This is a genomic window from Halomonas salipaludis, assembly GCF_002286975.1.
Lineage (GTDB): Bacteria > Pseudomonadota > Gammaproteobacteria > Pseudomonadales > Halomonadaceae > Franzmannia > Franzmannia salipaludis.
In genome coordinates, this window is record NZ_NSKB01000011.1 from 60,989 (window position 1) to 84,997 (window position 24,009).

At 67.6% G+C, this 24,009-nt stretch carries 25 protein-coding genes; 17 read left to right on the top strand and 8 right to left on the bottom strand.

Translation table 11 applies throughout. The features are described 5' to 3' along the window. Position 1: 1 nt before the first annotated feature. Positions 2-1,000: a Bug family tripartite tricarboxylate transporter substrate binding protein gene (locus CK498_RS22795; protein WP_095623160.1), complete on the bottom strand. Its 999-nt coding sequence runs from the start codon at positions 998-1,000 to the stop codon at positions 2-4. Between the two features lie 250 nt (positions 1,001-1,250). Here CK498_RS22795 and CK498_RS22800 point away from each other — a divergent pair, with 250 nt between their 5' ends. The 4 genes from CK498_RS22800 to CK498_RS22815 are packed head-to-tail and all read left to right on the top strand — an operon-like array spanning position 1,251 to position 4,399. Beyond that, entirely contained in the window at positions 1,251-2,171 is a 921-nt protein-coding gene (locus CK498_RS22800) for a BKACE family enzyme (RefSeq protein ID WP_095623161.1), read from the top strand. Then, on the top strand, positions 2,168-3,124 hold the full coding sequence (locus CK498_RS22805) for an L-carnitine dehydrogenase (protein WP_095623162.1): 957 nt from the start codon (positions 2,168-2,170) through the stop codon (positions 3,122-3,124). The genes CK498_RS22800 and CK498_RS22805 overlap by 4 nt, the downstream gene beginning before the upstream one ends. Next, positions 3,124-3,579, top strand: a complete 456-nt coding sequence (locus tag CK498_RS22810) for a thioesterase family protein (RefSeq protein WP_095623163.1) — start codon at positions 3,124-3,126, stop codon at positions 3,577-3,579. The genes CK498_RS22805 and CK498_RS22810 overlap by 1 nt, the downstream gene beginning before the upstream one ends. A 4-nt stretch (positions 3,580-3,583) precedes the next feature. After that, on the top strand, positions 3,584-4,399 hold the full coding sequence (locus tag CK498_RS22815; protein WP_095623164.1) for an alpha/beta hydrolase fold domain-containing protein: 816 nt from the start codon (positions 3,584-3,586) through the stop codon (positions 4,397-4,399). Between the two features lie 25 nt (positions 4,400-4,424). Here the strand turns inward: CK498_RS22815 and CK498_RS22820 are convergent, their stop codons facing one another. Then, a complete protein-coding gene (locus CK498_RS22820) occupies positions 4,425-5,369 on the bottom strand; it encodes an ABC transporter substrate-binding protein (RefSeq protein ID WP_095623165.1) in 945 nt (314 codons plus the stop codon). Between the two features lie 158 nt (positions 5,370-5,527). On the opposite strand from CK498_RS22820, the gene CK498_RS22825 reads away from it, so the two are divergent. Next, positions 5,528-6,511, top strand: a complete 984-nt coding sequence (locus tag CK498_RS22825) for a GlxA family transcriptional regulator (RefSeq protein WP_095623166.1) — start codon at positions 5,528-5,530, stop codon at positions 6,509-6,511. 78 nt (positions 6,512-6,589) lie between these two features. After that, positions 6,590-7,816 (top strand): TauD/TfdA family dioxygenase, encoded by a 1,227-nt coding sequence (locus tag CK498_RS22830; protein ID WP_095623167.1) that lies wholly within the window; start codon positions 6,590-6,592, stop codon positions 7,814-7,816. A gap of 54 nt (positions 7,817-7,870) precedes the next feature. Here the strand turns inward: CK498_RS22830 and CK498_RS22835 are convergent, their stop codons facing one another. The 3 genes from CK498_RS22835 to CK498_RS22845 all read right to left on the bottom strand — a co-directional run bounded on the left by CK498_RS22835 (position 7,871) and on the right by CK498_RS22845 (position 10,729). Then, positions 7,871-9,307 (bottom strand): Fic family protein, encoded by a 1,437-nt coding sequence (locus CK498_RS22835; protein ID WP_095623168.1) that lies wholly within the window; start codon positions 9,305-9,307, stop codon positions 7,871-7,873. Then, positions 9,304-9,552 carry a type I restriction-modification system subunit M N-terminal domain-containing protein gene (locus CK498_RS22840; protein ID WP_217987842.1) on the bottom strand — a complete coding sequence of 83 codons (249 nt, stop codon included), beginning with the start codon at positions 9,550-9,552 and terminating at the stop codon, positions 9,304-9,306. The genes CK498_RS22835 and CK498_RS22840 overlap by 4 nt, the downstream gene beginning before the upstream one ends. 172 nt (positions 9,553-9,724) lie before the next feature. Next, positions 9,725-10,729 carry a GlxA family transcriptional regulator gene (locus CK498_RS22845; RefSeq protein WP_095623169.1) on the bottom strand — a complete coding sequence of 335 codons (1,005 nt, stop codon included), beginning with the start codon at positions 10,727-10,729 and terminating at the stop codon, positions 9,725-9,727. A gap of 114 nt (positions 10,730-10,843) precedes the next feature. Here CK498_RS22845 and tmpA point away from each other — a divergent pair, with 114 nt between their 5' ends. The 10 genes from tmpA (at position 10,844) to CK498_RS22895 (ending at position 20,196) form a co-directional block, all read left to right on the top strand. Further along, the gene (tmpA, locus tag CK498_RS22850) at positions 10,844-11,956 is read left to right on the top strand and encodes a 2-trimethylaminoethylphosphonate dioxygenase (protein WP_095623170.1); all 1,113 of its coding nucleotides are present in this window, start codon (positions 10,844-10,846) and stop codon (positions 11,954-11,956) included. Further along, on the top strand, positions 11,953-12,546 hold the full coding sequence (locus tag CK498_RS22855) for an HD domain-containing protein (protein WP_095623171.1): 594 nt from the start codon (positions 11,953-11,955) through the stop codon (positions 12,544-12,546). The genes tmpA and CK498_RS22855 overlap by 4 nt, the downstream gene beginning before the upstream one ends. Position 12,547: 1 nt before the next feature. Continuing rightward, complete coding sequence (locus CK498_RS22860) at positions 12,548-14,158, top strand: 5-guanidino-2-oxopentanoate decarboxylase (protein WP_095623172.1); 1,611 nt, start codon at positions 12,548-12,550, stop codon at positions 14,156-14,158. Positions 14,159-14,179: 21 nt separating this feature from the next. Further along, a complete protein-coding gene (locus CK498_RS22865; protein ID WP_095623173.1) occupies positions 14,180-15,118 on the top strand; it encodes an ABC transporter substrate-binding protein in 939 nt (312 codons plus the stop codon). Next, positions 15,115-15,849 carry a class II aldolase/adducin family protein gene (locus tag CK498_RS22870; RefSeq protein ID WP_095623174.1) on the top strand — a complete coding sequence of 245 codons (735 nt, stop codon included), beginning with the start codon at positions 15,115-15,117 and terminating at the stop codon, positions 15,847-15,849. The genes CK498_RS22865 and CK498_RS22870 overlap by 4 nt, the downstream gene beginning before the upstream one ends. Before the next feature lie 22 nt (positions 15,850-15,871). Next, positions 15,872-17,089, top strand: a complete 1,218-nt coding sequence (locus tag CK498_RS22875) for a pyridoxal phosphate-dependent aminotransferase (protein ID WP_095623175.1) — start codon at positions 15,872-15,874, stop codon at positions 17,087-17,089. Beyond that, positions 17,086-17,877, top strand: coding sequence for an ABC transporter ATP-binding protein (locus tag CK498_RS22880; RefSeq protein ID WP_095623176.1), 792 nt, complete (start codon positions 17,086-17,088; stop codon positions 17,875-17,877). The genes CK498_RS22875 and CK498_RS22880 overlap by 4 nt, the downstream gene beginning before the upstream one ends. Positions 17,878-17,911: 34 nt before the next feature. Next, complete coding sequence (locus CK498_RS22885; RefSeq protein ID WP_095623177.1) at positions 17,912-18,685, top strand: transporter substrate-binding domain-containing protein; 774 nt, start codon at positions 17,912-17,914, stop codon at positions 18,683-18,685. 76 nt (positions 18,686-18,761) lie between these two features. Then, complete coding sequence (locus CK498_RS22890; RefSeq protein ID WP_095623178.1) at positions 18,762-19,469, top strand: ABC transporter permease; 708 nt, start codon at positions 18,762-18,764, stop codon at positions 19,467-19,469. Between the two features lies 1 nt (position 19,470). Next, complete coding sequence (locus CK498_RS22895; protein WP_095623179.1) at positions 19,471-20,196, top strand: ABC transporter permease; 726 nt, start codon at positions 19,471-19,473, stop codon at positions 20,194-20,196. Here the strand turns inward: CK498_RS22895 and CK498_RS22900 are convergent. The 3 genes from CK498_RS22900 to CK498_RS22910 are packed head-to-tail and all read right to left on the bottom strand — an operon-like array spanning position 20,193 to position 23,028. Further along, positions 20,193-21,188 (bottom strand): GlxA family transcriptional regulator, encoded by a 996-nt coding sequence (locus CK498_RS22900; protein ID WP_095623180.1) that lies wholly within the window; start codon positions 21,186-21,188, stop codon positions 20,193-20,195. The genes CK498_RS22895 and CK498_RS22900 overlap by 4 nt on opposite strands. A gap of 34 nt (positions 21,189-21,222) precedes the next feature. After that, positions 21,223-22,794, bottom strand: a complete 1,572-nt coding sequence (locus tag CK498_RS22905) for a phospholipase D family protein (protein WP_229359192.1) — start codon at positions 22,792-22,794, stop codon at positions 21,223-21,225. A gap of 6 nt (positions 22,795-22,800) precedes the next feature. After that, entirely contained in the window at positions 22,801-23,028 is a 228-nt protein-coding gene (locus CK498_RS22910) for a hypothetical protein (RefSeq protein ID WP_095623181.1), read from the bottom strand. Between the two features lie 124 nt (positions 23,029-23,152). Between CK498_RS22910 and CK498_RS22915 the strand changes: the two genes are divergently transcribed. Next, a complete protein-coding gene (locus tag CK498_RS22915) occupies positions 23,153-23,953 on the top strand; it encodes a TlpA disulfide reductase family protein (protein WP_095623182.1) in 801 nt (266 codons plus the stop codon). Positions 23,954-24,009 lie beyond the last annotated feature (56 nt).

Sequence of the window (24,009 nt, forward strand, 5' to 3'; positions counted from 1 at the left end):
ATCAGTTGAGCAGGTGGGCGTACTTCTCGAAGGTCTCGTAGTTCTCGCGCATCAGCGCGTTGGCACGCTCGGGGCCGACCCAAACGCCGCCGATGTCCTGGCTTTCGAGCTGATCCTGCACCTCTTTGCGCGCCAAGGCGTTCTGGATCGCATCGGCCAGCACTTCATAACGCTCGGGATGCTGACGCTCGAATTCGCTGGTCACCGCGAAACCGCGCATCGAGCCCTGAAGTACCGGCACCTCCAGGTCCATCTCACTGAGCGCTTCGTTGATCGGCGGCGCATCCCACTGGTCGATACGCTCATCATTGACGATCGCCAGCGGCGTCAGAAACTCACGAATCCCCTCACTGCCCTGGGCGCTGATCGATACGAAATCGACCTGCTGGCCGGCGACCGCCGAGCGCGCCTCACCGCCGCTGTTGTAGGTCACCAGGTTGAGATTGTCCTGCGGAATACCGGCTTCATCGAGCAGCAGGCGCACCATCAGATGACCCGCTGAGCCCTGCACCACCGAACCACGCACCTGGCCGGGGTTGTCGCGAATGGTCTCGAGCAGCGTCGGCAGGTCCTCGAAGCCACTGTCCTTGTTGGCCGCGATCAGATCGAGATCGAACCACTGGAAATTGAGGTAGGAGAAGTCATCGATGCTGTAGTCGGCGCCGCCACTCAGGATGGTGTTGGTCAGGTAGGGAGCGAACGTCGAGGCGTACAGCGTATAACCGTCATCCGGCATGTTGAGGATGTAGTTGGCCGATACCTGGGTACCGGCCCCGGGGCGATTGGTCACCTGCACCGGCACCCCGAGCTCCTCGGAGACAAAGCTGGACATGGCCCGAGTCATCCGGTCGGCGCTGCCCCCGGTGCCGAAACCGACCACCATATTGATGGGGCGATCGGGAAACTCCTCAGCGGCCACCGGCAGCGCCAGCGTGGTAAGCATGGCGGCAGCGCCAATCAGCAGCGACTTCCCCTTGATGATATTGAGCGTATTGAGCATGACGTTTCGCCTCTTGTAAGCATTTATTGTCACAGGCGAGCACCTGTGTGGGAATGCACGCTATCCGACGAAGCTGTCACCAAGCTTGCACGGCGCCAGATATAGACCAAAGTTCAAGGCATTCACCACTCTCCTCGTCACCCTACCGACATGACGTATTACGCCAACTAATCGACGCTTAGCGTAGCGTCGGCACGCCGCAGCTCGGCGACACTCCCTGCATCACATCCATCGCGGGAGGAGCCTCTCCATGAATCGCAACGTCATCCTGACCTGTGCCGTTACCGGCGCCGGCGACACCACCGCCAAGAGCGACAAGGTCCCCGTCACCCCCAAGCAGATCGCCGATGACTGCATCGCTGCGGCCCGGGCTGGCGCCAGTATCGCGCATATCCATGTGCGCGACCCCGAGACCGGCGGTATCAGCCACTCCGTGGCGCACTTCCGCGAGGTGATGGAGCGGGTCCGCGAGGCAGACGTGGATATCGTCATGAACATCACCGCCGGCGGCGGCGGCGACTGGATCCCCGACGCCGCGGACCCCACCCGTGGCGGCCCGGGCAGCGATATCCAGACCCCGGCCCAGCGCCACGAACCGGTCGCCGAGCTGCTGCCGGAGCTGTGCACCCTGGACTGCGGCAGCCTCAACTTCGGCGACATGATCTACGTGAACAGCGCCGACTGGCTGCGCGAGCATGCCAGGCTGGTGCAGGCCGCCGGGGTCAAGCCTGAGCTGGAGTGCTTCGACCTGGGCCATGTGTGGTTCGCGCGCCAGCTGCAGCAGGAGGGCCTGATCGACGGCGACCCACTCTACCAGCTATGCCTGGGCATCCCCTGGGGCGCTGAGGCGGACACCGAGACCATGCTGACCATGCGCAATAAACTACCCGAGGGTGCCCACTGGGCAGCCTTCGGCATCGGCCGCCAGCAGATGCCGATGGTCGCCCAGGCGGTGTTGCTGGGCGGCCATGCCCGGGTCGGCCTGGAGGACAACCTCTATCTGAAGAAAGGGGTACTGGCCAGCAACGGCCAGTTGGTGGAAAAGGCCGCCACGCTGATCGACAACCTCGGCGCTCGGGTGATGACCCCCGCCGAGACCCGCGCTCACCTGTCGCTGCGCGACCCACGCAGTGGCCAGATCGTGGAGAACGTCGTCGGAGGTGACGCATGAGCCGCCAACTCAGCGTGATCGGCACCGGGGTGATCGGCAACGGCTGGATCGCCCGCGCCCTGGCCCAGGGTTGGGATGTAGTGGCCTTCGACCCGGCCCCTGACGCCCCACAGCGCACCCGCGCCTTCGTCGACAACGCCTGGGCCTCGCTTTCGCGCCTGGGCCTGGCCGAAGGCGCCAGCCCGGCACGGCTCACCTTCGTCGATAGCCCCGAGGCTGCCGTGGCCGGCGCCGACCTGATCCAGGAGAACGTGCCGGAGCGCCTCGATCTCAAGCGCGAGATTCTTGCCGCCCTCGACGCCGCCGCCGAGCCCGAGGTGCTGATCGGCTCCTCCACCTCCGGCTTCAAGCCCAGCGACCTGCAGCGCGACTGCACCCGGGCGCCGGGGCGGGTGATCGTCGCCCACCCCTTCAATCCGGTCTACCTGCTGCCGCTGGTCGAGCTGGTGGGCGGTGACGCCACCAGCGCCGAGCATACCCGGCGCGCCCAGGCGCTATACCGCGAACTGGCCATGCGTCCGCTGGTGGTACGCCGCGAGATCGAAGGGCATATCGCCGACCGCCTGATGGAAGCGCTGTGGCGCGAGGCCCTGCATCTGGTCAACGACGGCGTGGCCACCACCGAGGAGATCGATGCCGCGGTGGTCTACGGCTGCGGCCTGCGCTGGTCGCTGATGGGTACCTTCCTGACCTTCCACCTGGCCGGCGGCGAGCCGGGTATGCGCCATATGCTCGAGCAGTTCGGCCCCGCGCTGAAGCTACCCTGGACCAAACTCGAGGCCCCCGAGCTCACCGATGAGCTGATCGACAAGGTGGTCGAAGGCTGCGAGCACCAGGCCGCCGGCCGGCCGGTCAGCGAACTCGACCGCCGCCGCGACGACTTCCTGGTCGAGCTGCTCGACCTGGTGCACAAGTACTGGCCGGAAGCGGAAGGTCTGGAGGGGCGCATCTGATGGTGATCCTCGAGACCCGGGTGGCCCCGGCGTGGGTCGACTACAACGGCCATATGAACGACGCCGAATACGCCAGGGTCTTCTCCCTGGCGGTGGAGGCGCTGATGGACCATATCGGCCTGGATGCCGTGGGGCGTAGCCGCCATCGCTACACGCTCTACACCCTGGAGACCCACCTCTGCTACCGCCGCGGCGCCCTCCAGGGCCAGCCGCTGCAGGTGGCGCTGACCTTGCTGGATCGCGACGCCAAGCGGCTGCACGCCTTCTTCGAGCTGTTCGACGAGGAGCACAACCTGCTGGCCAGCAGCGAGCAGATGCTGATGGGCATGGACCAGCAGAGCGGCCGCCCCGACGCCTTCCCGGCGCCGGTGACCGAGACCATCGCCGCGCTACCTCACGCCGAGCAGGGGAACTGGCCGGCGCTGGCCCAGCGCAGCATCGCTATCCGGCGCTGAGCGGATGGATATCGAAGCCTTTATCCAACGCTTTGCCGCCGGCCTGGACGAGCTAGAAGGGCTTGCACCAGCGGCGGCGAGAGCTCGCTACGACGCACTCTGTGCCGGCCTCGCCCCGCACGACCCGGCGGGCCTGCGGGTCGAGGACACGCGGCTCGGTGGAGTGGCGGTGCGGCGTTTTCTACCCGATGGCGCCCGGCCCGGGCGGGTGCTCTTCGTACATGGCGGCGGCTTCACCATCGGCTCGATTAGAAGCCACCATGGCGTAGCGGCGAGTCTCGCCGCCCACCTCGATCGCGAGGTCATCAGCGTCGACTACCGCCTAGCCCCGGAGGCGAATTACGCCATGATGCTCGCTGACTGTCGCGCCGTGGCCGAGACCATCGCCCCGCTGGCGATGGTCGGCGACAGCGCTGGCGGTCGGCTGGTCATGGATCTCGCCGCCAGCTGCGCGCACGCTCCTCCCCTGGGGCTGATCTACCCCCCGGTGGGCGGTCTCGACGCCTCGACGCTGGGTCCCGACGCCCCTCTACTCAGTCGCGATGACGTGCTGTCGATTGGCCACAGCTGCCCAACAGCGCTGCCTGTCGCCGCCGCGGCGCAACCGCCCGGACTGACCCTGCACGTCTTGAGTGTGGAACACGACCCACTCACTGCGCCGCTGGAAGCAGCCATCGAGCACTGGCGCGATGCCGGGGCAAGCGTCGACTACCGCTGTGCCCCGGGCATGGTGCATGGCGCCCTGCATGCTCACGCCCTGCTGCCCGAAATGCACAGCGCCTGGCAGGCGTTCTGCCAGGCGCTGAAGGGTAGTCTCTAGTCACCCCACCACAGCGGCAGGCACATCAATCGTAGCTAGCGCTCACCGCTTCGATAGCCGGTGTACCGTCGCGTGCCTCGACGCCATCCAGCCACTCCGCCACGGTATCGAGGTTAGCGCCGATCCACTCGCGGGCCACCTCGTCGGCGGGGCGGTCCTCGTAACTGTAGCCATTCACCCAATCATTCTGGTCTTCGATATCGACCACGAACTGGGACAGGAAGCGGTGCAGTTCAGGATCATTGCCAGCCAAGCTGGCGGGCACGATGGTCCACACGGTACTTTCGATCGCGGCGATACCAGCATCGTCGGCATCCTCGAGATAGACGAGATCGAAGCTGACGTTCATCCAGTGGGGTTCCCAACCGACGAAGGTCACCCACTCTTCGTCGGCCATCATCTGCTCGGCTTGAGCCAGCATCGCCGCGGTAGAGCTTTCGCGCAGGTTCCAGTCGCCAAGCCCCGCCAGATCCTGGTCGATGGCCGCGAGGATGGCGTTATTGACCCCGGTGCCGGCCTCGATTCCCTGAATCTCACCGCCGAAACGCTCCCGATGTGCTGCCAGGTCAGCCACCGAGTCGATCCCAGCCTCATGAACGTAGCGCGGCACCACCAGCCCGGAGTTGGCGCCCTCGATATTCGACACCAATTTCTCGATCTTACCGGCGTCGACCAGCGGCTCGACCATATCGGTCTGTACCGGGTACCAGCCGCCTAGATAGACCTCCAGGTCATCCCCTGCGAGTCCTTCGAGAATCACGCTCACGGCCAGTTCACGCTGACGCGTATCGTAGCCCATGGCCTCCATCAGCTGTGCCGCCACCTCCGACTTGACGGTAACGCCGGGCCAAGGCGGCACCCCGAAACGCACCTCGTCCACATCGGCCTGAGCCTGGCCAGCGATCAGTAGTGGAGCCAGCAGAGCGGCACCGCACAGTACGCGCGGCGACAAAGCGACATTAGCGAACATGGGGCTTGCCTCTTGTTGAAAGTGTAAAAACCAGTCTGCACGCTTCAGGAGAACAAACTTGACCCAAGACGACATCTTCACCACGCTATACGCCCTGCTCAGATGGCCATGAGCTGCGTCTTGGCATTGGCAGCCAAACGCACCAATAATGCCCGATCATGAGACTCCACTACTGCGGCCCCGAGCCGGAACCCATCGGATTTCTGCTGCTACCGCGCTTCGCCATGGTGGCGCTATTTTCCGCCATCGAGCCGCTGCGGATTGCCAACCGCATGGCGGGGCGCGAGCTGTTCCGCTGGCAGTTGATCAGCAGCGACGGCGCCCCGGTGGAGGCCAGCAACGGCATGCCCCTGGGGGTCGAGATGGCCCTGCAGCAGGCACCCGACTTTCCCAGCCTGGCGGTCTGCGCCAGCTTCGCCCCCGAGGTGGGCCTGACCCCATCGCTGCTGGCTGGGCTCCGCGAACGGGCGGCTCGAGGCGGCGTGCTGGGCGGCGTGGATACCGGCTGCGTAGCGCTGGCCGCGGCAGGGCTACTCGACGGCCAGACCGTGACCCTGCACTGGGAGAGCCTGCCCGACTTCCGCCGCCGCTTCCCCACCATCGACGCCGTGGAGTCGCTCTACGAGGTGGATAGCCGGGGCTTCTCCTGCGCCGGCGGCAGCGCCGCCATCGACATGGCCCTGGACCTGGTGCGACGGCGTCACGGCGACGCCCTGGCGGCGCGGGTCAATGCCCAGCTGGTGCACGCCCGGGCTCGCCTGCCCGCCAGCCGCCAGCGCCCCGGCGCGCCGCCTCACCTGCCCACCGAGCTGCGCCGCGCCATCGGCCTGATGGAGGCGAACCTGGAGTCGCCGCTGGCCATCGCCGACCTGGCTCAGCGCCTGGCGCTCTCCTGGCGTGGCCTGGAGCGCCTGTTCCTGCGCTACCTGCAGCGCTCGCCCCGCGACCACTACCTGGGGCTGCGCCTCGACCACGCCCATGGCCTGCTGCTGGAGACCCCCCACCGGGTGCTGGATATCGCCCTCGCCTGCGGCTTCGCCTCTGCCTCCAGCTTTACCCGCGCCTTCCGCCAGCGCCACGGCCTGACGCCCAGCCAATTGAGGCGCCAGCAGGATCAGGCCTGGCTGTCGAATGGTGCATAGTCGGCGTCGAATGGTGCTGCTTCCCGCGGCGGCGGTGCAGACAAGCTAGGCGACTCCATTCCCTCAAGAGAGGTCGCCATGAACTCGTTCTCGTCCCTGCCGCTCACCCCGGACTACGACAGCTGGCCCATCGAGGCCGATATTGTCTCGGTCGACCACGACGCCCGGGGGGTCACGCTGGGCTGGAGCGACGGTCGCAAGAGCCGCTACCACGGCATCTGGCTGCGCGAGAACGCCGCCGACGAAAGCACCGTGAACCCGGCGACCCGCGAGCGCATCCTCGACCTCTCCCGTCTCCCGGGCTGGCCAGAGATCGCCGCCGCCGAGATCGATGACGCCGGCGCGCTGTGCGTGGCCTTCGCCGCAGAGGATCGCCACCTGCGCTTCCACCCCGGCTGGCTGCGCGCCCACGACTACGACAACGCCGGCGACCCCGAGGCGCCGCTGGTGCCGGTCAGGCTCTGGCACGGCGGCCCCGGCGCAGATCCAGACAGCCTCGAGGCCAGCGGCCTGCTCGATACCGAACCGGCTGGCGATGCCGAGGAGGCGATCCTCGCCCCCGCCCTGGAAAGCGTGCTGGGCAAGGGGCTGGTGCGCCTGCACGGCCTGCCTACCGAACCCGGTTCGCTGGAGGCCATCGCCCGGCGCATCGGTCCGGTCCGGCCCACCAACTTCGGCCTGCTGTTCGACGTCAAGGCCAAGCCGGACCCGGACTCCAACGCCTACACCTCCATCGCCCTGCCGCCGCACACCGACCTGCCGACCCGCGAATATCACCCCGGCTTGCAGATGCTGCACTGCCTGGAGAACAGCGTGGCGGGCGGCGAGGCAGTGATGCTCGACGGCTTCGCGGTGGCCGAGGCGCTGCGCCAGCGTGCCCCAGCTGCCTTTGCCACGCTGACCCGGGTGCACTGGTGTTACGCCAATACTGCCAGAATCACAGACTACGTCTGGTATTCGCCGATGATCCGCCTCGACGCCCGCGGCGAGCTGCTCGAGGTGCGTATCGCCGACTTCCTGCGCGGCCCCCTGCAGGCCCCCTTCGAGGAGGTGGAGCCAGCCTACGAGGCGCTGATGACGCTGCAGGCGATGCTGCGCGAGCCGCACTTCGCGATCCGCTTCACCTATGCGCCCGGCGACCTGGTGATCTTCGACAACCGCCGGCTACTGCACGCCCGCGACGCTTTCGAAGGCAGCAGCGGCCACCGCTGGCTGCAGGGCTGCTACATGGAGCGCGACGAGATCCGCTCGCGCTATCGCATGATTCAGCGCGCCCGGCGTCAGAGAAGTCACTGCCATAGATGATGCAACCGCCGTTTCAGCTAGTCGGCGGTGGTACTTCTCTGTAGGGGCTCGGGCTTATCGCGCGTTCTTGTCATTCTGCCCCGAGGCTCGTTCCTCAAGGTAGCGTTGGCCGCGTTCGGTCAGCCGGTAACGCTGTTTGCTGCTGCGGGGCTTGTCCGGCAGGGTCATCTCGATCAACCCCCTTGCCAGGGCAGGTCCCAAATAAGCTTTACGGAAGTATTCGGCATCCTTCAAGGACAGCGACGCCTGGAGCGCCTGCCGCGACATTTCCCCTTGCAGGACCCCACACAAGCGAGCTTCCGGGGTGACTTCCGGGGTGACTTCCGGGGTGACTTCCGGGGTATCGGGATTCAGTCGCACCTGCCCCCTCTCCTCGGCTACGTCCGGCCGCGGGAAACGCAGCACGAACCAGTGCGGCGAAACCTCGATCTCGGGTTCGGCCACACCATACTCATCACACAGCCGCCGGATGCGCCGGATGCCGGAGCCGATATGCTCCACGGCTTCCATGCGATGCAGCATGCCGAACAACAGCGGGTTGCGCGGAATGCTCTTGATGCCCAGGTCTGACTCGCTCATACCGGCGGGTAGGCCGCCAGGGCTGACCACCTCGACCCGATCCTTGAACACGTAGACATGCACGTTGGCAGTGGAACGGTAGTCGCGGTGCACCAAGGCGTTGACCACCGCCTCACGCAGCGCCTCCTCGGGAAGCTCGGAGCGCTCCTCGCGCTTCACGTGCTTGATGATGTAGGCGACGTTAAGCTTGGAAAGCAGCCAGGCCATCACCTCGTCGATCATCGAATAGACGTCGCCATTGAAGCCGCGACGGTCGAGGATATGCACCTTGTCGGTGCCCATGAACAGAGCACAAGCCACGTCGGCACTAATCGAGAATGCCTGGATGTCGCGGGCCAGCAGCCAGGCACCAGCGTGGGTCATCCTGCCGTCGTCGGTCAGCAAGTGTAGGTTCTTGAGTGCGGTGTGTGGCGGCATCTCAGCGGGGATGCGCGCCCGGCGGCGGAAGGTGTCCCAGACCTCGTCGGTCAGGTCCTCCTCCAGGGAGAAACGCTCGCAGGGCGTCTCGTCGAAGTGGATCAGCCCCTCGCAGTAGAAGAACTCGCGGATTTCCTGGCGCGACATCTGCTGGGAGGAGGCGCCCTCGCGCAGGTAAAACTTGCCGCCGAAGGAGTAGGGTTTGCTGTGCTGGGCCGGCACGGTTACGCACAGTACCGCGCCTGCGCTCTCCACCTCCACGGCGATGGGTGGCTCGGCGGAGCGCGCCGTGGCCTGCACGTCGGACTTCAGCTTGTTGTGGTCGGCCACGCCGACCACCTCGCCGGCGTCTGTTACGCCGATCAGAATCACCCCGCCGGTGGTGTTGGCGAAGGCGCAAATCTCCCGCCCCAGGCCGGAGGTGCCGGCCTTCTTGAACTCGGTGGTAAAGCCCTCCCCGAGCGCGAGCAGGTCGTTCAGCGCCTGGCGGTTCATGCGGCGAGCTCTCCGCTCATCAGCTTGGGCAGCAGCAGAACCTGGGTCTTGCCGCCTCGCGACGGAAGACTGGCCTCGATCTCCTCCTTTACCGCCAGGTAGCGGCTGAAGCCATGACGCAGGAAGACCAAGCCCATCACCGGCAGAAAGTATTCGTTGCTGGCATAGTTCGAATTGGCGCGCAGGTTGTCTGCGGCACTCCACAAGCGCTTCTCCAGCGCCTGAATATGTTCCAGTTGGGGCAAGACCTGCTCCGTTAGCTGTTCCCTGTAAACCTGGGCGGTTTGGCACCGACCAGGCAAGCATGCAATCAAATGAGCAAACAGTACCATCGAACGCCGATGGCGGCAGCACGAGCATCGCGGTCTGGTAGGACCTCAGCCTGAGCAAGCACTACTATGCGGGGCCGGGCGATATTTACAGCGAGCCGCGCTCGGCGGTGGTACTCGGGGCCTCATTGAAGCGGCGCCGATAGGCCCGCGAGAAGTGCGCCAACTGAGTAAACCCCGCGGCCATGGCCGCCTGGGTAACGCGGCAGCGGCTGTCGGCGAGAATCCGCCGCGCCTGATCGAGACGCAGCCCCAGGTAGCACTGCTTGGGGCTCTCGCCGAAGTGGGCCATGAACAGCCGCGTCAGCTGGCGCTGGGACTGGCCCACCAGGCGACACACCTCGGGAATCGGCAGCGCCTGGGCCAGGTTGGCCTCCATCACTGCCAGCGCGCGCACCACGCTGCGCGGTAGCTCTTCATAGAGGTGGCGCTGGGCCAGGGAGGCCTCGCCCCGGGCCCGCTGGTGGACCAGCTGGCGCCCCACCGCATTGGCCAGGGCCGGCCCGTAGGCGCGTTCGATCCAGTCCAGCATCATGTCGATGCTAGCGGAGCCCCCGGAGCCGGTCAGCCGCTCGCTGCCGAACTCGTAGCGGGCCTGGCTGATCGCCAGGTGGGGAAACTCCTGGCGAAAGGCCGGCACGCTCTCCCAGTGCAGCGCCACCCGATACCCCTCCAATACCCCCGCCCGGGCGAGGATGAAGGGCGCCGTATCCAGCCCACCCAACCAGCCGCCATGGGCAGCGATGCGCCGCAGCACCGCGCGCTCCGTCGCCCCTACCGTCAGCTCCGCCTCATAGGAAGAAACTACCATCAGGCCGGCACCGTCGGTGAGTGTCTCCAGCGAGTCATCCACGTCGATACGCACCCCGTTGCTGGCCACCACCGACTGCCCGCTGGCGGAGCGCAGGCGCCAGGCGAAGAGATTGCGGCCGAAGCGGTTGGCCACCCGCAGCGGCTCGAGCAGACAGAACAGCGTCAGCATCGAGAATTTGGGCACCAGCCACACGTCCATGGTGTGCTCGGCCTCATCGGGGGTCAGCAGCGGCGGGGAGTCGGGCCGCGGATAGGGCCACTTGTCGGGGTAGATATCCATTGTGGCCAATAAAATCAAGCATACGGCCAATTTTATCAAGTCCATATCCGCAACCGCGGATATGGTAATAGCACTCACCCAACGCCAGTGACCGAATCTTGTGGAGACGCCGTCATGACTCACGTCAGGCTCCAGTCCGAAGGCCAACGCCTGGTCCTCGACCAGTGCGATCAATCACGGGAGTTCACCGCCCTGTGGCTGCGCGAGCGCAGCTCCGACCCCCAGACCCGGGACCCGCGCACCGGTCAGCGCCTGATCGAGGCCGCCGAGCTGCCGCTGGACCTGCGCCTGGAGTCGGCGGAGAGCGTCGATCACGCCCTGAGGCTGCACTTCAGCGATGGCCACCGCTGCGACTTCCCGCTGCAGGAGCTGCTCGACGAGGCCGTCGACCCGCCCCAACGCCTGTGGGACGCCGCCAGCGCCCCCGCACCCCGCGCCGACTTCAGTGCTGCCCTGCATGACGACGCTGCCCTGCTGGCCATGCTCGAGGCGCTGCAGCGCGACGGCTTCGTGATGGTCTCCGGGGTGCCCGGCGAAGAGGACGGCATGCGCCCGCTGATCGACCGCATCGGCCCGCTGCGGCGCACCAACTGGGGCGGCATCGCCGACGTCAAGTCGGTGGCCAATGCCTACGATTTGACCATGACCCAGCGCGGCCTCGAGCCGCATACCGACAACCCCTACCGCGACCCCATCCCCGGCTATATCTGGCTGCACTGCCTGGCCAACGCCGCCGAAGGAGGCGACAGCACCCTGGCCGATGGCTTCATGGCCGCCCGGCTGCTGCGCGAGCGCAACCCTGAGGCCTTCGACTGCCTGAGCCAGGTGCGTCCCGGCTTTCGCTACCGCGACGACACCACCCACCTCGAGAGCGAGGGACCGCTGATCGAGCTGGATAGCCACGGCGAGCCCATGCGCGTGCGCTACTCCAACCGCACCGAACGGATGCCGGCTCTTGCCCCCGACGTGCTCGATGCCTACTTCGCCGCGCGCCGCGCCTTCCATGAGCTGATCACCGGCGAGGAGCTGACCCTGCATCTCAAGCTCGATCCGGGGCAGATGCTGATCATCGACAATTACCGGCTGCTGCACGGGCGCCGCGCCTATCAGCTGGCCGGCGGCGTGCGCCACATGCGCCAGGGCTATGTCGACCGCGACAGCACCGCCAGCCGCCGGCGGGTACTACGCCGCCAGGCCGAGACCAACGCCTCAGGAGAGCCCGCATGAATCAAGCTCGCTTCCGTCACTTCGGCGAGGCCCAGCGCGACGACTGGGCACTGATCGACGCCCGCTTCCGCGACTACGTCGAGGATGCCCCGCGCCGGGTGCTGGCCCATCTGCACAACCTCGCCGGCGACACCCACGGCTACCCGGTGGACCGCTACCAGCACTGCCTGCAGACCGCCACCCGGGCGCTGCGCGACGGTGCCGATGAAGAGATGGTGGTCTGCGCCCTGCTCCACGATATCGGCGACGACCTGGCCCCGGCCAACCACGCCGAGGTCGCCGCGGCCATCCTCGAGCCCTTTATCGACCCCCTCAACACTTGGATGATTCGCCACCACGAACTCTTCCAGGGCTACCACTATCGCCACTTCTTCGGCCAGGATCGACACGCCCGCGAAGCGTATCGCGATCATCCGGCCTATGCGCGCACCGTGCGCTTCTGTGACGACTGGGACCAGGCCAGCTTCGACCCCGACTACGACACCCTGCCCCTGGAGCACTTCCTGCCCATGGTCGAGCGGGTACTGGGTCGTACGCCCCGCGGCGGGCTGCCCGAGCCGCTGGCCAAGCACCGCGTGGAGCACGACTGACATGCCCCAGACCTGTGCCAACTACCTGCTGCGACTGCTCGAAGCGTATGGCGTGGACACCGCCTTTGGCATTCCCGGGGTGCATACCATCGAGCTCTACCGCGGCCTGGGCGACAGCGCCATCCGCCACGTTACGCCGCGCCATGAGCAGGGCGCCGGTTTCATGGCCGATGGCTATGCCCGCGCCAGCGGCAAGCCCGCGGCCTGCTTCATCATCAGCGGCCCGGGGATGACCAATATCGCCACCGCCATGGGCCAGGCGCTGGCCGACTCGGTGCCCATGCTGGTGATCTCCAGCGTCAACCGTCGCGACACCCTGGGGCGCGGCCAGGGACGGCTGCACGAGCTGCCCAGTCAACAGCAGACCCTGGCCGGCGTCAGCGTCTTCAGCCATACCCTGCTCGACCCGGCGGCGCTGCCGGAAGTGCTGGCGCGCGCCTTCGCGATCTTCCAGAGCGCCCGGCCGGGACCGGTGCATATCGAGATCCCACTAGACCTGCTGGCTGCGCCTCTGGAGGCCCCGCCACCGCGCCCGCTACGGGTCTACCCGCCGACAGCCCCGGCGGCCGCCATCGCCCAGGCCGCCGACTGGTTGGCCGGGGCCGAGCGCCCCCTGCTGCTGCTGGGCGGCGGCTGCGCCAGCGCCCCGCAGGCGGCCCGCGCTCTGGTCGAACGCTTTCAGGCCCCGGCGCTGACCACCATCAACGCCAAGGGGGTCCTGGGTCAGGACCACCCGCTGGACCTGGGCGCCACCGCCAGCCTGCCCGCCACGCGCCGCCTGGCCGCCGAGGCGGACGTGATCCTGGCCCTCGGCACCGAGCTCGGCGAAACCGACTACGACCTGGTGTTCGATAACGGTTTTCGCCTCGACGGACGGCTGATCCGGGTCGACATCGATCCCCAGCAGCTGGGCCGCAACCAGGCCGCCGACCTGGCGCTGCTGGCCGACGTCGGCCAGGTGATGCACGACCTCGCCGAGGCGCTACCACTGCGCGCCGACGACGGCCGCGCCGCGGCGGTGCGCGACGCGCTGGCCCTCGAGGCGGACCCGGAGCTCGCCCCCTATGTGCCGCTCTATGCCACGCTACGGGCGACGCTGCCCGACGCCATCCTGGTGGGCGACTCCACCGGGCCGGTCTATGCCGGCAACTTCCTCGCCTCGCTGCCGGCACCGCGGTACTGGTTCAACGCCGCCACCGGCTACGGCACCCTCGGCTACGGCCTGCCGGCGGCGCTCGGCGCGGCGCTGGCCTGCCCGCAGCGCCCGGTGGTGGCCCTGGTCGGCGACGGCGGTCTGCAGTTCGTGCTCGGCGAACTGGCCACCGCCCGCGATCTGGGGCAGCCCGTGGCGGTGGTGATCTGGAACAACCACGGCTACGACGAGATTCGCCGCTATATGGCCATGCACGAGGTGCCGCAGCTCGGCGTCGATCTGGCACCGCCGGACTTTGCCGCCCTGGCCGACGCCTACGCCTGCCGCTACCGGACGGTGGGTGACCCCGCCTCCCTCGGCGAGGCACTTGCCCTTCTCGGCGACGACGACTCAGCGTTGCTGATCGAAGTGGACGCGGCGGCCTGGATGGCGGCCACCGCGCCACCCTCCCATCGATAACCGACAACAAGGATCCCTGACATGCGCAATACCACCCGACTCACCGGCCTCATCCTCATCGGCCTGCTGCCGCTCACCGCGCTAGCCCACCAGGACGCCAGCGATGAGCTGCGTCTCGTCGTGCCCCCCTGGCCGGGTGTTACCGTCAAGTCGGAGATCTTCGCCCAGCTGGCGGAGCCCCTGGGGTATCGGGTCAAGGCGCTGGAGGTCAGCTCAACCGTGGGCTACCAGACTCTGCAGAGCGGCGACAGCGACGCCTTCCTGGCCGGCTGGTTACCCGCCCAGCAGCAGAGCTACGACGCGGCCATGGCGGCTGGCGCCATTGTCGATCTGGGCAACAACGTCACTGGCGCTCGCATGGGCTTCGCGGTGCCGGGTTATGTGGCTGAGGCTGGCCTGACCAGCGCCGAGCAACTCGCCGATGCCGAGATTGCCGAGCGCTTCGATCATCGTATCTACAGCATCGAGAGCGGCTCGACGGTTACCGATATGCTTGAGGGTGCCATCGAGGCGAATACCTATGGCCTGGGTGACTGGGAGGGAAAGCCCTCTTCCACGCCAGGTATGCTCAGCGAGGTGGCCGCCGCCGTGGACGAGGGTCGCTGGATTCTCTTTTATGGCTGGACACCCCACTGGATGGTGCCGGAATACGACGTGCATATCCTTGACGATCCGGCAGGCGTCTACGGCGACAATAATGGCCGCAGCGACGTCAAGACCATCGTCGCCAAGCGTTACGCCGAGGCGAACCCCAATCTGACACGGCTGCTCGATCAATTCCGCTTCTCAGCCGACGAGCAGAGTGAGTTCATCAGTGCCTTCAGTTTGGAGGAACGCGAGCTTGAGGTCGTTGCCCGCGAGTGGCTTGACAATCATCCTGAGCGCGTAGCGAGCTTTCTGGAAGGCGTGACTACCCGCGACGGTAAAGAGGCAATCGCTGTTGTCGAGGCCGAGCGATGAACGCGGCGACGCCCGAGGAGCGCGATATTCGCCATGACCTAGCGGCCGCCTATCGGCTGATCGCTCTGGACGGCATGGACGACGGCATCGATACGCATATCTCAGCGCGCCTACCCGGCGAGCGCTTTCTGCTCAATGCCTACGGGCTGCGTTTTGCCGAGGTGCGCGCCGACAGTTTGGTAACGGTGGACGCCGACGGCCAGGTGCTCGATGACCCCACCGGGCTGGGCATCAACCCGGCGGGCTTCACCATACACAGCGCGCTCCACGCCGCCCGTCCCGAGGTCAACTGCGTACTGCATACCCATACCGTGGCCGGCGTTGCCGTCTCGTGTCTTGAGGCGGGTTTACTACCGCTCAATCAGTGGGCGCTGCAGTTCTACCACCGGCTGGCCTACCACGACTTCGAAGGCATCGCGCTGGCACTCGATGAACGCGAGCGGCTAGGCGACGACCTCGGCAATCACTCCGCGATGATCCTGCGCCAGCACGGCCTGCTGACCTGCGGAAAAAGCGTCGGTGAGGCCTTCCTGCGCATGCGCGACTTGGAGCGCAGCTGCCAGGCACAACTGGCAGCTCAGGCCACTGGTCAGCCGCTGCGTCAAGTATCGCCGTCCATGGCCGAGCACGTGGCAACACAATACGAAACCTGGGCAACGTCGTCGGTCGGCGGCGACCGCGCCTGGCAGGCCGAACGGCGCCGCCTTAACCAGGCCGACGTTTGCGGCTAACCGACATCACAACGAGAGCCCTATGCACTATTCACGACTGACCGACCGCATCGCCGGCGAAGGGGCCGCGGCCTGGGATATCCACTACCGCGCCCTGGCCCGCCAGGCCGCCGGCGAGGTAATCACCGTGCTTTCGGTGGGCGATCCCGACTTCGCCACCCCGGCACCCATCGTCGAGAGCGCCGTGACCAGCCTGCGCGGCGGTGCCACTCACTACCCCAACGTGCAGGGCAAGCTGGCGCTGCGCCAGGCCATCGCCGACGACTACCGTCGTCTGGGCCTCGACATCGGCCCGGATAACGTCATCGTCATGGCTGGCGCCCAGTGCGGCCTCTATGCCGCCGCCCAGTGCCTGCTCGACCCCGGCGACGAGGTGCTGGTCCCCGAGCCCAGCTATGTCACCTACGAGGCGGTGCTGCGCGCCACCGGTGCCGAGCTGGTGCAGGTACCGCTGGACGGCGAGGCGGCGTTCCGCCTCGACCCGGCGGCCCTGGAGGCGGCCATCACCCCGCGCACCCGGGCCATCCTGCTCAACAGCCCGCACAACCCCACCGGCCAGTTGATCGACGCCGAGAGCTGGGCGGCGATCGCCGCGCTGTGCCGCCGCCACGATCTGTGGCTGATCTCCGATGAGGTCTACGCCGAGCTGATCTTCGAGGGCGAGCATATCTGTCCCGCCAGCCTGGTGGGCATGGCCGAACGCAGCGTGGTGATCAGCAGCCTTTCCAAGTCGCATGCCATGACCGGCTGGCGGCTGGGCTGGGTGCTGGGCCCCGAGGCGCTGATCCAGCACCTGACCCACCTGGCGCTGTGCATGCTCTACGGCTGCCCCGACTTTATCCAGGACGCCGCCTGCGACGCCCTGACCACGCCGCCCACCGAGCTGCAGGCGATGCGCGAGGTCTATCGGGCGCGCCGCGACGCCGTCTGCGCGGCCCTCGCCGAGAGCCCGGCGGTGACGGCGATCCGCCCGCCGGCGGGGATGTTCCTGATGGTGGATATCCGCGCCACCGGCCTCTCCTCCCAGGCCTTCGCCGACCGCCTGCTCGACGAGGAGGGCATCTCGGTGCTCTCCGGCGAGGCCTTCGGCCCCTCGGCGGCGGGCTTCGTGCGCCTCAGCCTGACCGTGGAGGCCGAACGCCTCGCCGCGGCCAGCCAGCGCCTGGCGGCCTGTGCGCAACGCGCCCGAGATGAGCGCGCCCTGTCACCGTCCCCGGCCCCGGAGGCCGATTGCCTATGACATCATCATTCGAGCGTCCCCTCCGTCCCCAGGCCGCCCCCGCAGTGGCGGCCGACCACCTGATCAAGCGTTTTGGCGAATTGGAAGTACTCAAGGGCGTCTCGCTGAGCGTCGCCGAGGGCACCGTCACCTCGATCATCGGCGCCAGCGGCTCCGGCAAGAGCACCCTGCTGCGCTGCATGAACCTGCTGGAACGCCCCGACCGCGGCGAACTGGCGATTGCCGACGAGGCGATTCGCTTCGCCCGCAATCCCCAGGGCGACATCGTCGGCCTGGACCGGCGCCAGCTGCAGCGGCTGCGCGCCAAGGTCGCAATGGTCTTCCAGCAGTTCAACCTGTGGCCCCACCTCAGCGTGCTGGGCAATGTCATCGAGGCCCCCATGCGGGTCAAGGGGCTCTCCCGCAAGCAGGCCACCGCGCTGGGCGAGCACTACCTGGAACGGGTCGGCATGGCCGACAAGCGCGACGCCTATCCTGCCTTCCTCTCCGGCGGCCAACAGCAGCGGGTCGCCATCGCCCGCGCCCTGGCCATGGAGCCGCGCCTGCTGCTCTTCGACGAGCCCACCTCGGCGCTGGACCCGGAGCGGGTCAACGAGGTGCTGGGGGTGATCCGCGGCCTCGCCGACGAGGGCCGCACCATGCTGCTGGTCACCCACGAGATGCATTTCGCCCGCGAGGTTTCCGACCAGCTGGTCTACCTCGACCAGGGCTGCATCGCCGCCGAAGGCACGCCGCAAGACGTTTTCGACGATCCCCGCTGTCGCCACTTCGTGGCGCCCGCGGCCTGAAGGCTCCACCTAACCATAACGACAGGAGAAGACCATGAAGTTCCCCCTGATGATCGCTAGCGCCGCGGCCGCCATCAGCCTCGGCCTCACCGCCCAGGCCGCCGACCCGCTCAAGGTAGGCATCTCCGGCGAGCCCTACCCGCCCTTCACCTACAAGGCCGCCAGCGGCGACTGGACCGGCTTCGAGGTAGAACTGGCCCACGCCATCTGCGACGCCATGGGCCGCGACTGCGAGATCACGCCCACCGGCTGGAGCGGTATCATTCCCGCCCTCAATGCCGGGCGCATCGACATGATCATGAACTCCATGTCGATCACCGAGCAGCGTCAGCGGGTCATCGACTTCACCCGCCCCTACTACTTCACCCCCGGCGCCTATGTCGCCGCCAGCGACCTGGCGCTGGACATCCCCGATGACCTGGACGGCCTGATCATGGGGGTGCAGAGCGCCACCACCAACGCCACCTATGCGCGCCGCGAGCTAGGCGATAGCGGCGTGGACATCCGTCTCTACGATCAAGCGGAACAGGTCAACAACGACCTGCTGGCCGGTCGCCTGGACCTGATCCTCGCCGACGAGATCGCCATGCTGCAGTTCCTCGACCGGGACGAGGCGAGCGGCTTCGAGGTCAAGGCCACGGCTCCCCATCACGAGGCCTACGGCGAGGGCATCGGCATTGGCCTGCGCCAGGAGGAGGACGATCTGCGCGAGGCGCTCAACGCGGGCATCGCCGCGGTGATCGAGGACGGCACCTGTGGCGACCTCTCCGAGCAGTACCTGGGCACCGACGTCTGCGTCTACGACTGAGCCGTCAATGGCTGCCATACCCCCGGCGCCAGCGGCGCCGGGGGACTTCGTTGTGTGACCGAGGAAAAGCTCAACCATGACTGCGATGACACCGGAGGGGCTCGGCGACTGGGCCGGCCCGATCATGGCCGGGGCCCTGACCACGCTGCAGATCGCCGTGCTGGCCTACGCCATTGGCCTGCTGCTGGGACTGCTTGGCGCAGGCGCCAAGCTCAGCCCCTGGGCGCCGCTGCGCGGCCTGGCCACCGGCTACTCGACGCTGATTCGCGCGGTGCCCGAGCTGCTGCTGATCATCCTGCTCTACTATGCCGGCGCCCAGGCGCTGGAGGCTCTACTGGCGCATCTGGGCATGGCCGGCGCCGTGCAGATCACCGGCTTCGCCACCGCCGTGGGGGTGCTGGCCTTCGTCCAGGGCGCCTACATGACCGAGGTGTTCCGCGGCGCCATCCTGGCCATCCCGCAGGGCCAGCTGGAGGCCGCCGACGCCTTCGGCTTCTCGCGCTGGACGCGCTTCCACCGCATCGTGCTGCCGGGGATGCTGCCCAACGCCCTGCCGGGCATGTCCAACCTGTGGCTGATCCTGATCAAGGACACCGCCCTGATCAGCGTGATCGGCTTCAACGAGCTGTTCTTCACCATCCAGCAGGCCGCCGCCAGCAGCCGCGCCTACTTCCTCTTCTACGCCGCCGCCGGCGTCATCTACCTGCTGATGACGCTGACCTCCACGGCGCTGTTCGCCCGCCTCGAGCGCCATGTGCGCCGCGGCCAACCCACGGAGGCTTGAGATGGACTTTTCCTGGCTGAGCGATCCCTTCTACCAGGCCTATCTGTGGGAGGGCTTCGTCAATACCCTGTGGCTGCTGCTGGTCTCGGCGCTGGGCGGCATGCTCCTCGCCGTGGCGGTGGCCCTGGCCCGGCTGCGCGGCCCGCGCCCGCTGGCCTGGCTGGCCTGGGCCTTTACCACCGTGATTCGCGGCACCCCGCTGCTGGTGCAGTTGTTCTTCTTCTACTACGGGGTGGGCCGGCTGCTGGAGGGGGTCCCGGGCATCCGCGACAGCCTCTTCTGGCCGCTGCTGCGCGAGCCCTTCTTCTTCGGCGCCCTGACCTTCATCCTCAGCGTCGGCGCCTACTCCGGCGAGGTGATCCGCGGCGCCATGCAGAGCGTGCCGCGGGGCGAGCTGGAAGCCGGCCGCGCCTTCGGGCTGTCGTCCTTCCAGGTGCTGACCCGGCTGTGGCTGCCGCGGGCCATCCAGCTCTGCCTGCCGACCCTCACTGGCGAGATGATCCTGCTGCTCAAGTCGGTGCCGCTGGTCTCCACCATCGCCCTGATGGACCTGCTGCAGGCGGCCAATATCATCCGCGACGAGACCTTCCTGGTCTACGAGCCGCTGCTGCTGATCGCCGGCATCTACCTGGCCACCACCGTGGTGCTGACCCTGGTACTGCGCCTGGTGGAGCTGAATTTTCCCGGCATGCAGCCGACCCGGCGCCGCTGGCTGCCCACTCGCTAAGCACGCCGCGGCTTGCTGCCACTGCCGTCCGGCCGGTTTCGCACCTCCCGTGGCGACATGCCAAACTGGGCGCGGAAGGCGCGGGCGAAGCTCGAACTCGAGGTGAAGCCACAAGCGAGCCCCGCCGCGAGCACGTCGAGGTCGGTCTCCTCGAGCAGCTGCCTGGCGCGCTCGAGCCGCCGCCGCAGGTACCACCGGCGCGGCGAGGTGGCGAGATGCTGCTCGAAGAGCCGCTGCAGCTGGCGCGGCGAGACACCGCTGCGGCGTGCCACCTCGGCGAGGCTCAGCGGCTCCTCGAGGTGGCGCTCGATCAGCGCCACGGCCTCTATCAGACGACGATTATGCGTCCCCAGGCGGCGTACCAGCGACATGCGCTGCTGGTCATCGCGGGTGCGCATGCGCTCATGCACCAGCTGCTCAGAGACGTCGATGGCCAGCTTGGTGCCATGGCGCCGGGCGATCACCTCCAACGCCATGTCCATGGCCGCGGCCCCGCCGGCGCAGGAGAAGCGCCGCGTACCGAGCTCGAACAGCTCGTCGGAGGTGGCGATCGCCGGAAAGCGCTCACGAAAGGCCGGCAGGCTCTCCCAGTGCAGCGTCACCCGCTCGCCGCCGAGCAGCCCCGCCGCGGCGAGCAGGAAGCAGCCGGTATCGAGCCCGCCCAGCACACAGCCGGCCTGGTCGAGGTGGTGCAGCCAGGCCAGCAGCGGGCGCTTGAGGTGTTGTTCCGGCGCAAAGCCGCTGCACACCGCCAGCGACGGCAGGTCATGTACCTCGCCGATGGCCTGATCGACGAGCAGGGTCATACCGTTGGAGGCGGTGACCGGCTCGCCGTCCTCGCTGATCAGCGTCCAGTCGAACAGCGGCCGGCCGCTGAGGCGGTTGGCAATGCGCAGCGGCTCCACCGCGGCGAAGAAGGCCATCATTGAGAAGCTCGGCAAGAGCAGGTAGCCGACGGTTTCGGGTAGCGCACCGCGATAATCGAGTCGCAATCTCTCCTCCTCCCGGTGGACGCCCAACAGGCGCCTAGAGCCAGTCCTCAAGGCGCAGTGCCCGACTGCTCCAGGCGCCCAGCCGGCGCAGCCAGCTGCCCGGCTCGCGGCGCAGCACCTCGGGCTGGTCGGCATTATCGGTATGCCACTCGAGGCTGCCGGCCTCATCCAGGCCCACGGCATAGCTCAGCGAAGGGCTCATGCCCAGCTCGGCCAGTGCCCATAGCTCACGATTGAGGGCCTGGCTTTCCACCAGCACACCTACTTCGCTGTTCCACCAGATCGAGCGCGGGTCGATATTATAGCTGCCCACGAATAGCTGATCGCGGTCGAAGCCCAGCGCCTTGATATGCAGGCTCGACGACGACGCCCCCGGCACGCCGAGGCTGGCGCTCTCCTGGTGATCGGCCCGCAGTTCATAGAGGCGCACGCCGCTTTCGAGCAGCGCCGGGCGATAGCCGGCATAGGCACCGTGCACCGGCGGCACGTCGGTGGCTTCCAGCGAGTTGGTGATCACCGCCACCTCGACGCCATCCCGTGCCAGGCGCTGCAGCTGGGCGGCGCCCTGGGGAGTGGGGATGAAGTAGGCCGAGATGATCAGCAGTCGCTGCTCCAGCTCATCGATGACCTCGACCAACTCCCCGGAGAGAGTCTCCTCCAGCGCCGGCCGCCCGCGCCCCGCCAGCTTGGCCGGCGGATCCCACAGCGCTTGCCCGGGCGCCCAGGTCAGCGGCGCCAGCAGCGCCCCAGGGGTGGCCTCAGCGAAGCGCTGGCGCAGCGTCACCAGGTAGGGCGAATCGTGGCGCTGCTCCTCGAGCCACGCCGCCAGGTCGTCGCGCAGTTCGCGCCAGGCGTCGGGCTCGGCCTGGCGGAAGCGCGCCATCGGCAGCGCCAGGTGATGGCGCCAGTAGTCGTCGAAGCTGCGCGACAGGTCACGCGCCACCGGCCCCACCGCCAGCAGGTCGAGGTCGGCGAAGTTGCGCTGCTCATCGGCGTTGAAGTACTCGTCGCCGAGGTTGCGCCCGCCGGTAATCGCCACCGCGCCATCGCTCAGCCACAGCTTGTTGTGCATGCGGCGATGCTGGCGGCGCAGGTCGGCGGCCATCATCACCCCGCGACTCAGCAGCGTGCCGCGCCCCCGCAGCAGCGGATTGAACAGCCGCACCTCCACCTGTGGGTGGCTGTCGATGGCGGCCAGCAGGGCTTCGTTGTTGAGGCTGGCCAGGTCGTCGAGCAGCAGCCGCACCCTGACACCGCGCTCGGCGGCATCCAGCATCTGCGCCAACAGCACCCGCGAGGTGAGGCCATCGTCGGCGATATAGGTCTGCACGTCGAGGGTGCGCTCGCTGCGCGCCAGCAGTGCGGCACGCAGGGCGAAGGCCTCGTCGCCGTCGACCAGCAAGCGAAAACCACTCTGCTCAGGGGCCTGCTGCGCATGCTGCTCGGCCACCCAGCCGCCCAGCGCGGTCGCCTCGCTCTCGTGCAGCGGTAGGGCCCAGGAGTGGCTGCGCGCTACCGGTACCGGAGCGCAGCCCGCCAGCAGCAGGCAGGTGGCCAGCAGCGCTGTCAGGACGAGGCGTGCGCCGGTGCTGGCGCGACCAATCACCGCAGGTCACTCGTCATGCTGATGCGCCACCTGCTGCTTGCGTCGCTTGTTGCGTCGGTAGAGCCGCGCTAGTGCAATGCCCAGCGCCGCCACCACCATCAGCGCCAGGGTCACGCCCTGCCAGGCACGCGCGGCATCGCCGAGCAGCGTCTCCAGGGTGATGATCACGATGAAGCCGAGTGCCTGGCTGGCGATCGCCAGGGCGCGCAGAATATCGAAGGCAGGCTTGGCCATGTGCAGCTCCGGGGGTGACAGTCGGGCGCAGCGTCAGTACGCTTCTAGCGCATGGCGCTACGCGCCCTAGTGTAACAGCGGCCGCCCGAGGCCGCCGCCCCCCTGACCCGTTGGAGCTTGCCGGATGGACGCCATCGCCATTGGCCCAGTGCTGCTTTCCCTGCCCCGCCTGTATGCCTTCGGCGCAGGGCTGATCCTGCTGCTGGCCAGCCTGATGCTGCTTGGCCTGCCCAAGGGCACCCATGCCCGCTGGTTCAACGTGCTGGTGATCGTGTGGCTGATCGGTGCGCGGCTCGGCCATGTGCTCAGCCACCCCGACGCCTACGCCGCGGCGCCGCTGGATATCGTCAAGTTCTGGCAGCCCGGCTTCCATGGCCTGTGGGGGCTGCTGGCGGCACTGATCTGGACCGCCTGGGCGCTGCGCGAGCACCTGATCAAGATGCTCGGCGGCATGGCGCTGGTGATCGGCAGTTCGGCGCTGTGGCTTGCCGTGGTCACCGTCTCGCCGTTGGGTGGCGAGATCGCCCTGCGCGAACTGCCCGACCTGACCCTGGACAACCTCGACGGCGAGCCGGTCACCCTCAGCGAGATCCAGGACGAGCTGGTGATCGTCAACCTATGGGCCACCTGGTGTCCGCCCTGCCTGCGCGAGATGCCGCTGCTGGTCGAGGCCGACCAGCGCGACGGCGTCAGCGTGGTGATCGCCAACCAGGGCGAGGACCTGATGCAGGCCATGCGCTATCTCGATGAGCAGGAGTTCGTGCTCAGCTACCCGCTGCTCGACCCGCATCAGGAGCTGACCGTGCTCAGCGAATCGCCGGGACTGCCCACCACCCTGCTGTTCGACGCCGATGGCCGCGTCCTCGAACAGCACATCGGTGAGCTGACCCGCGCCCAGCTCGAGGACTGGCTCGACCGCCACTGAGAGGCGTATCAGCCGTACGCGCCACGATCAGCGCTTAAGTGCCGCGCCAGTTTCCG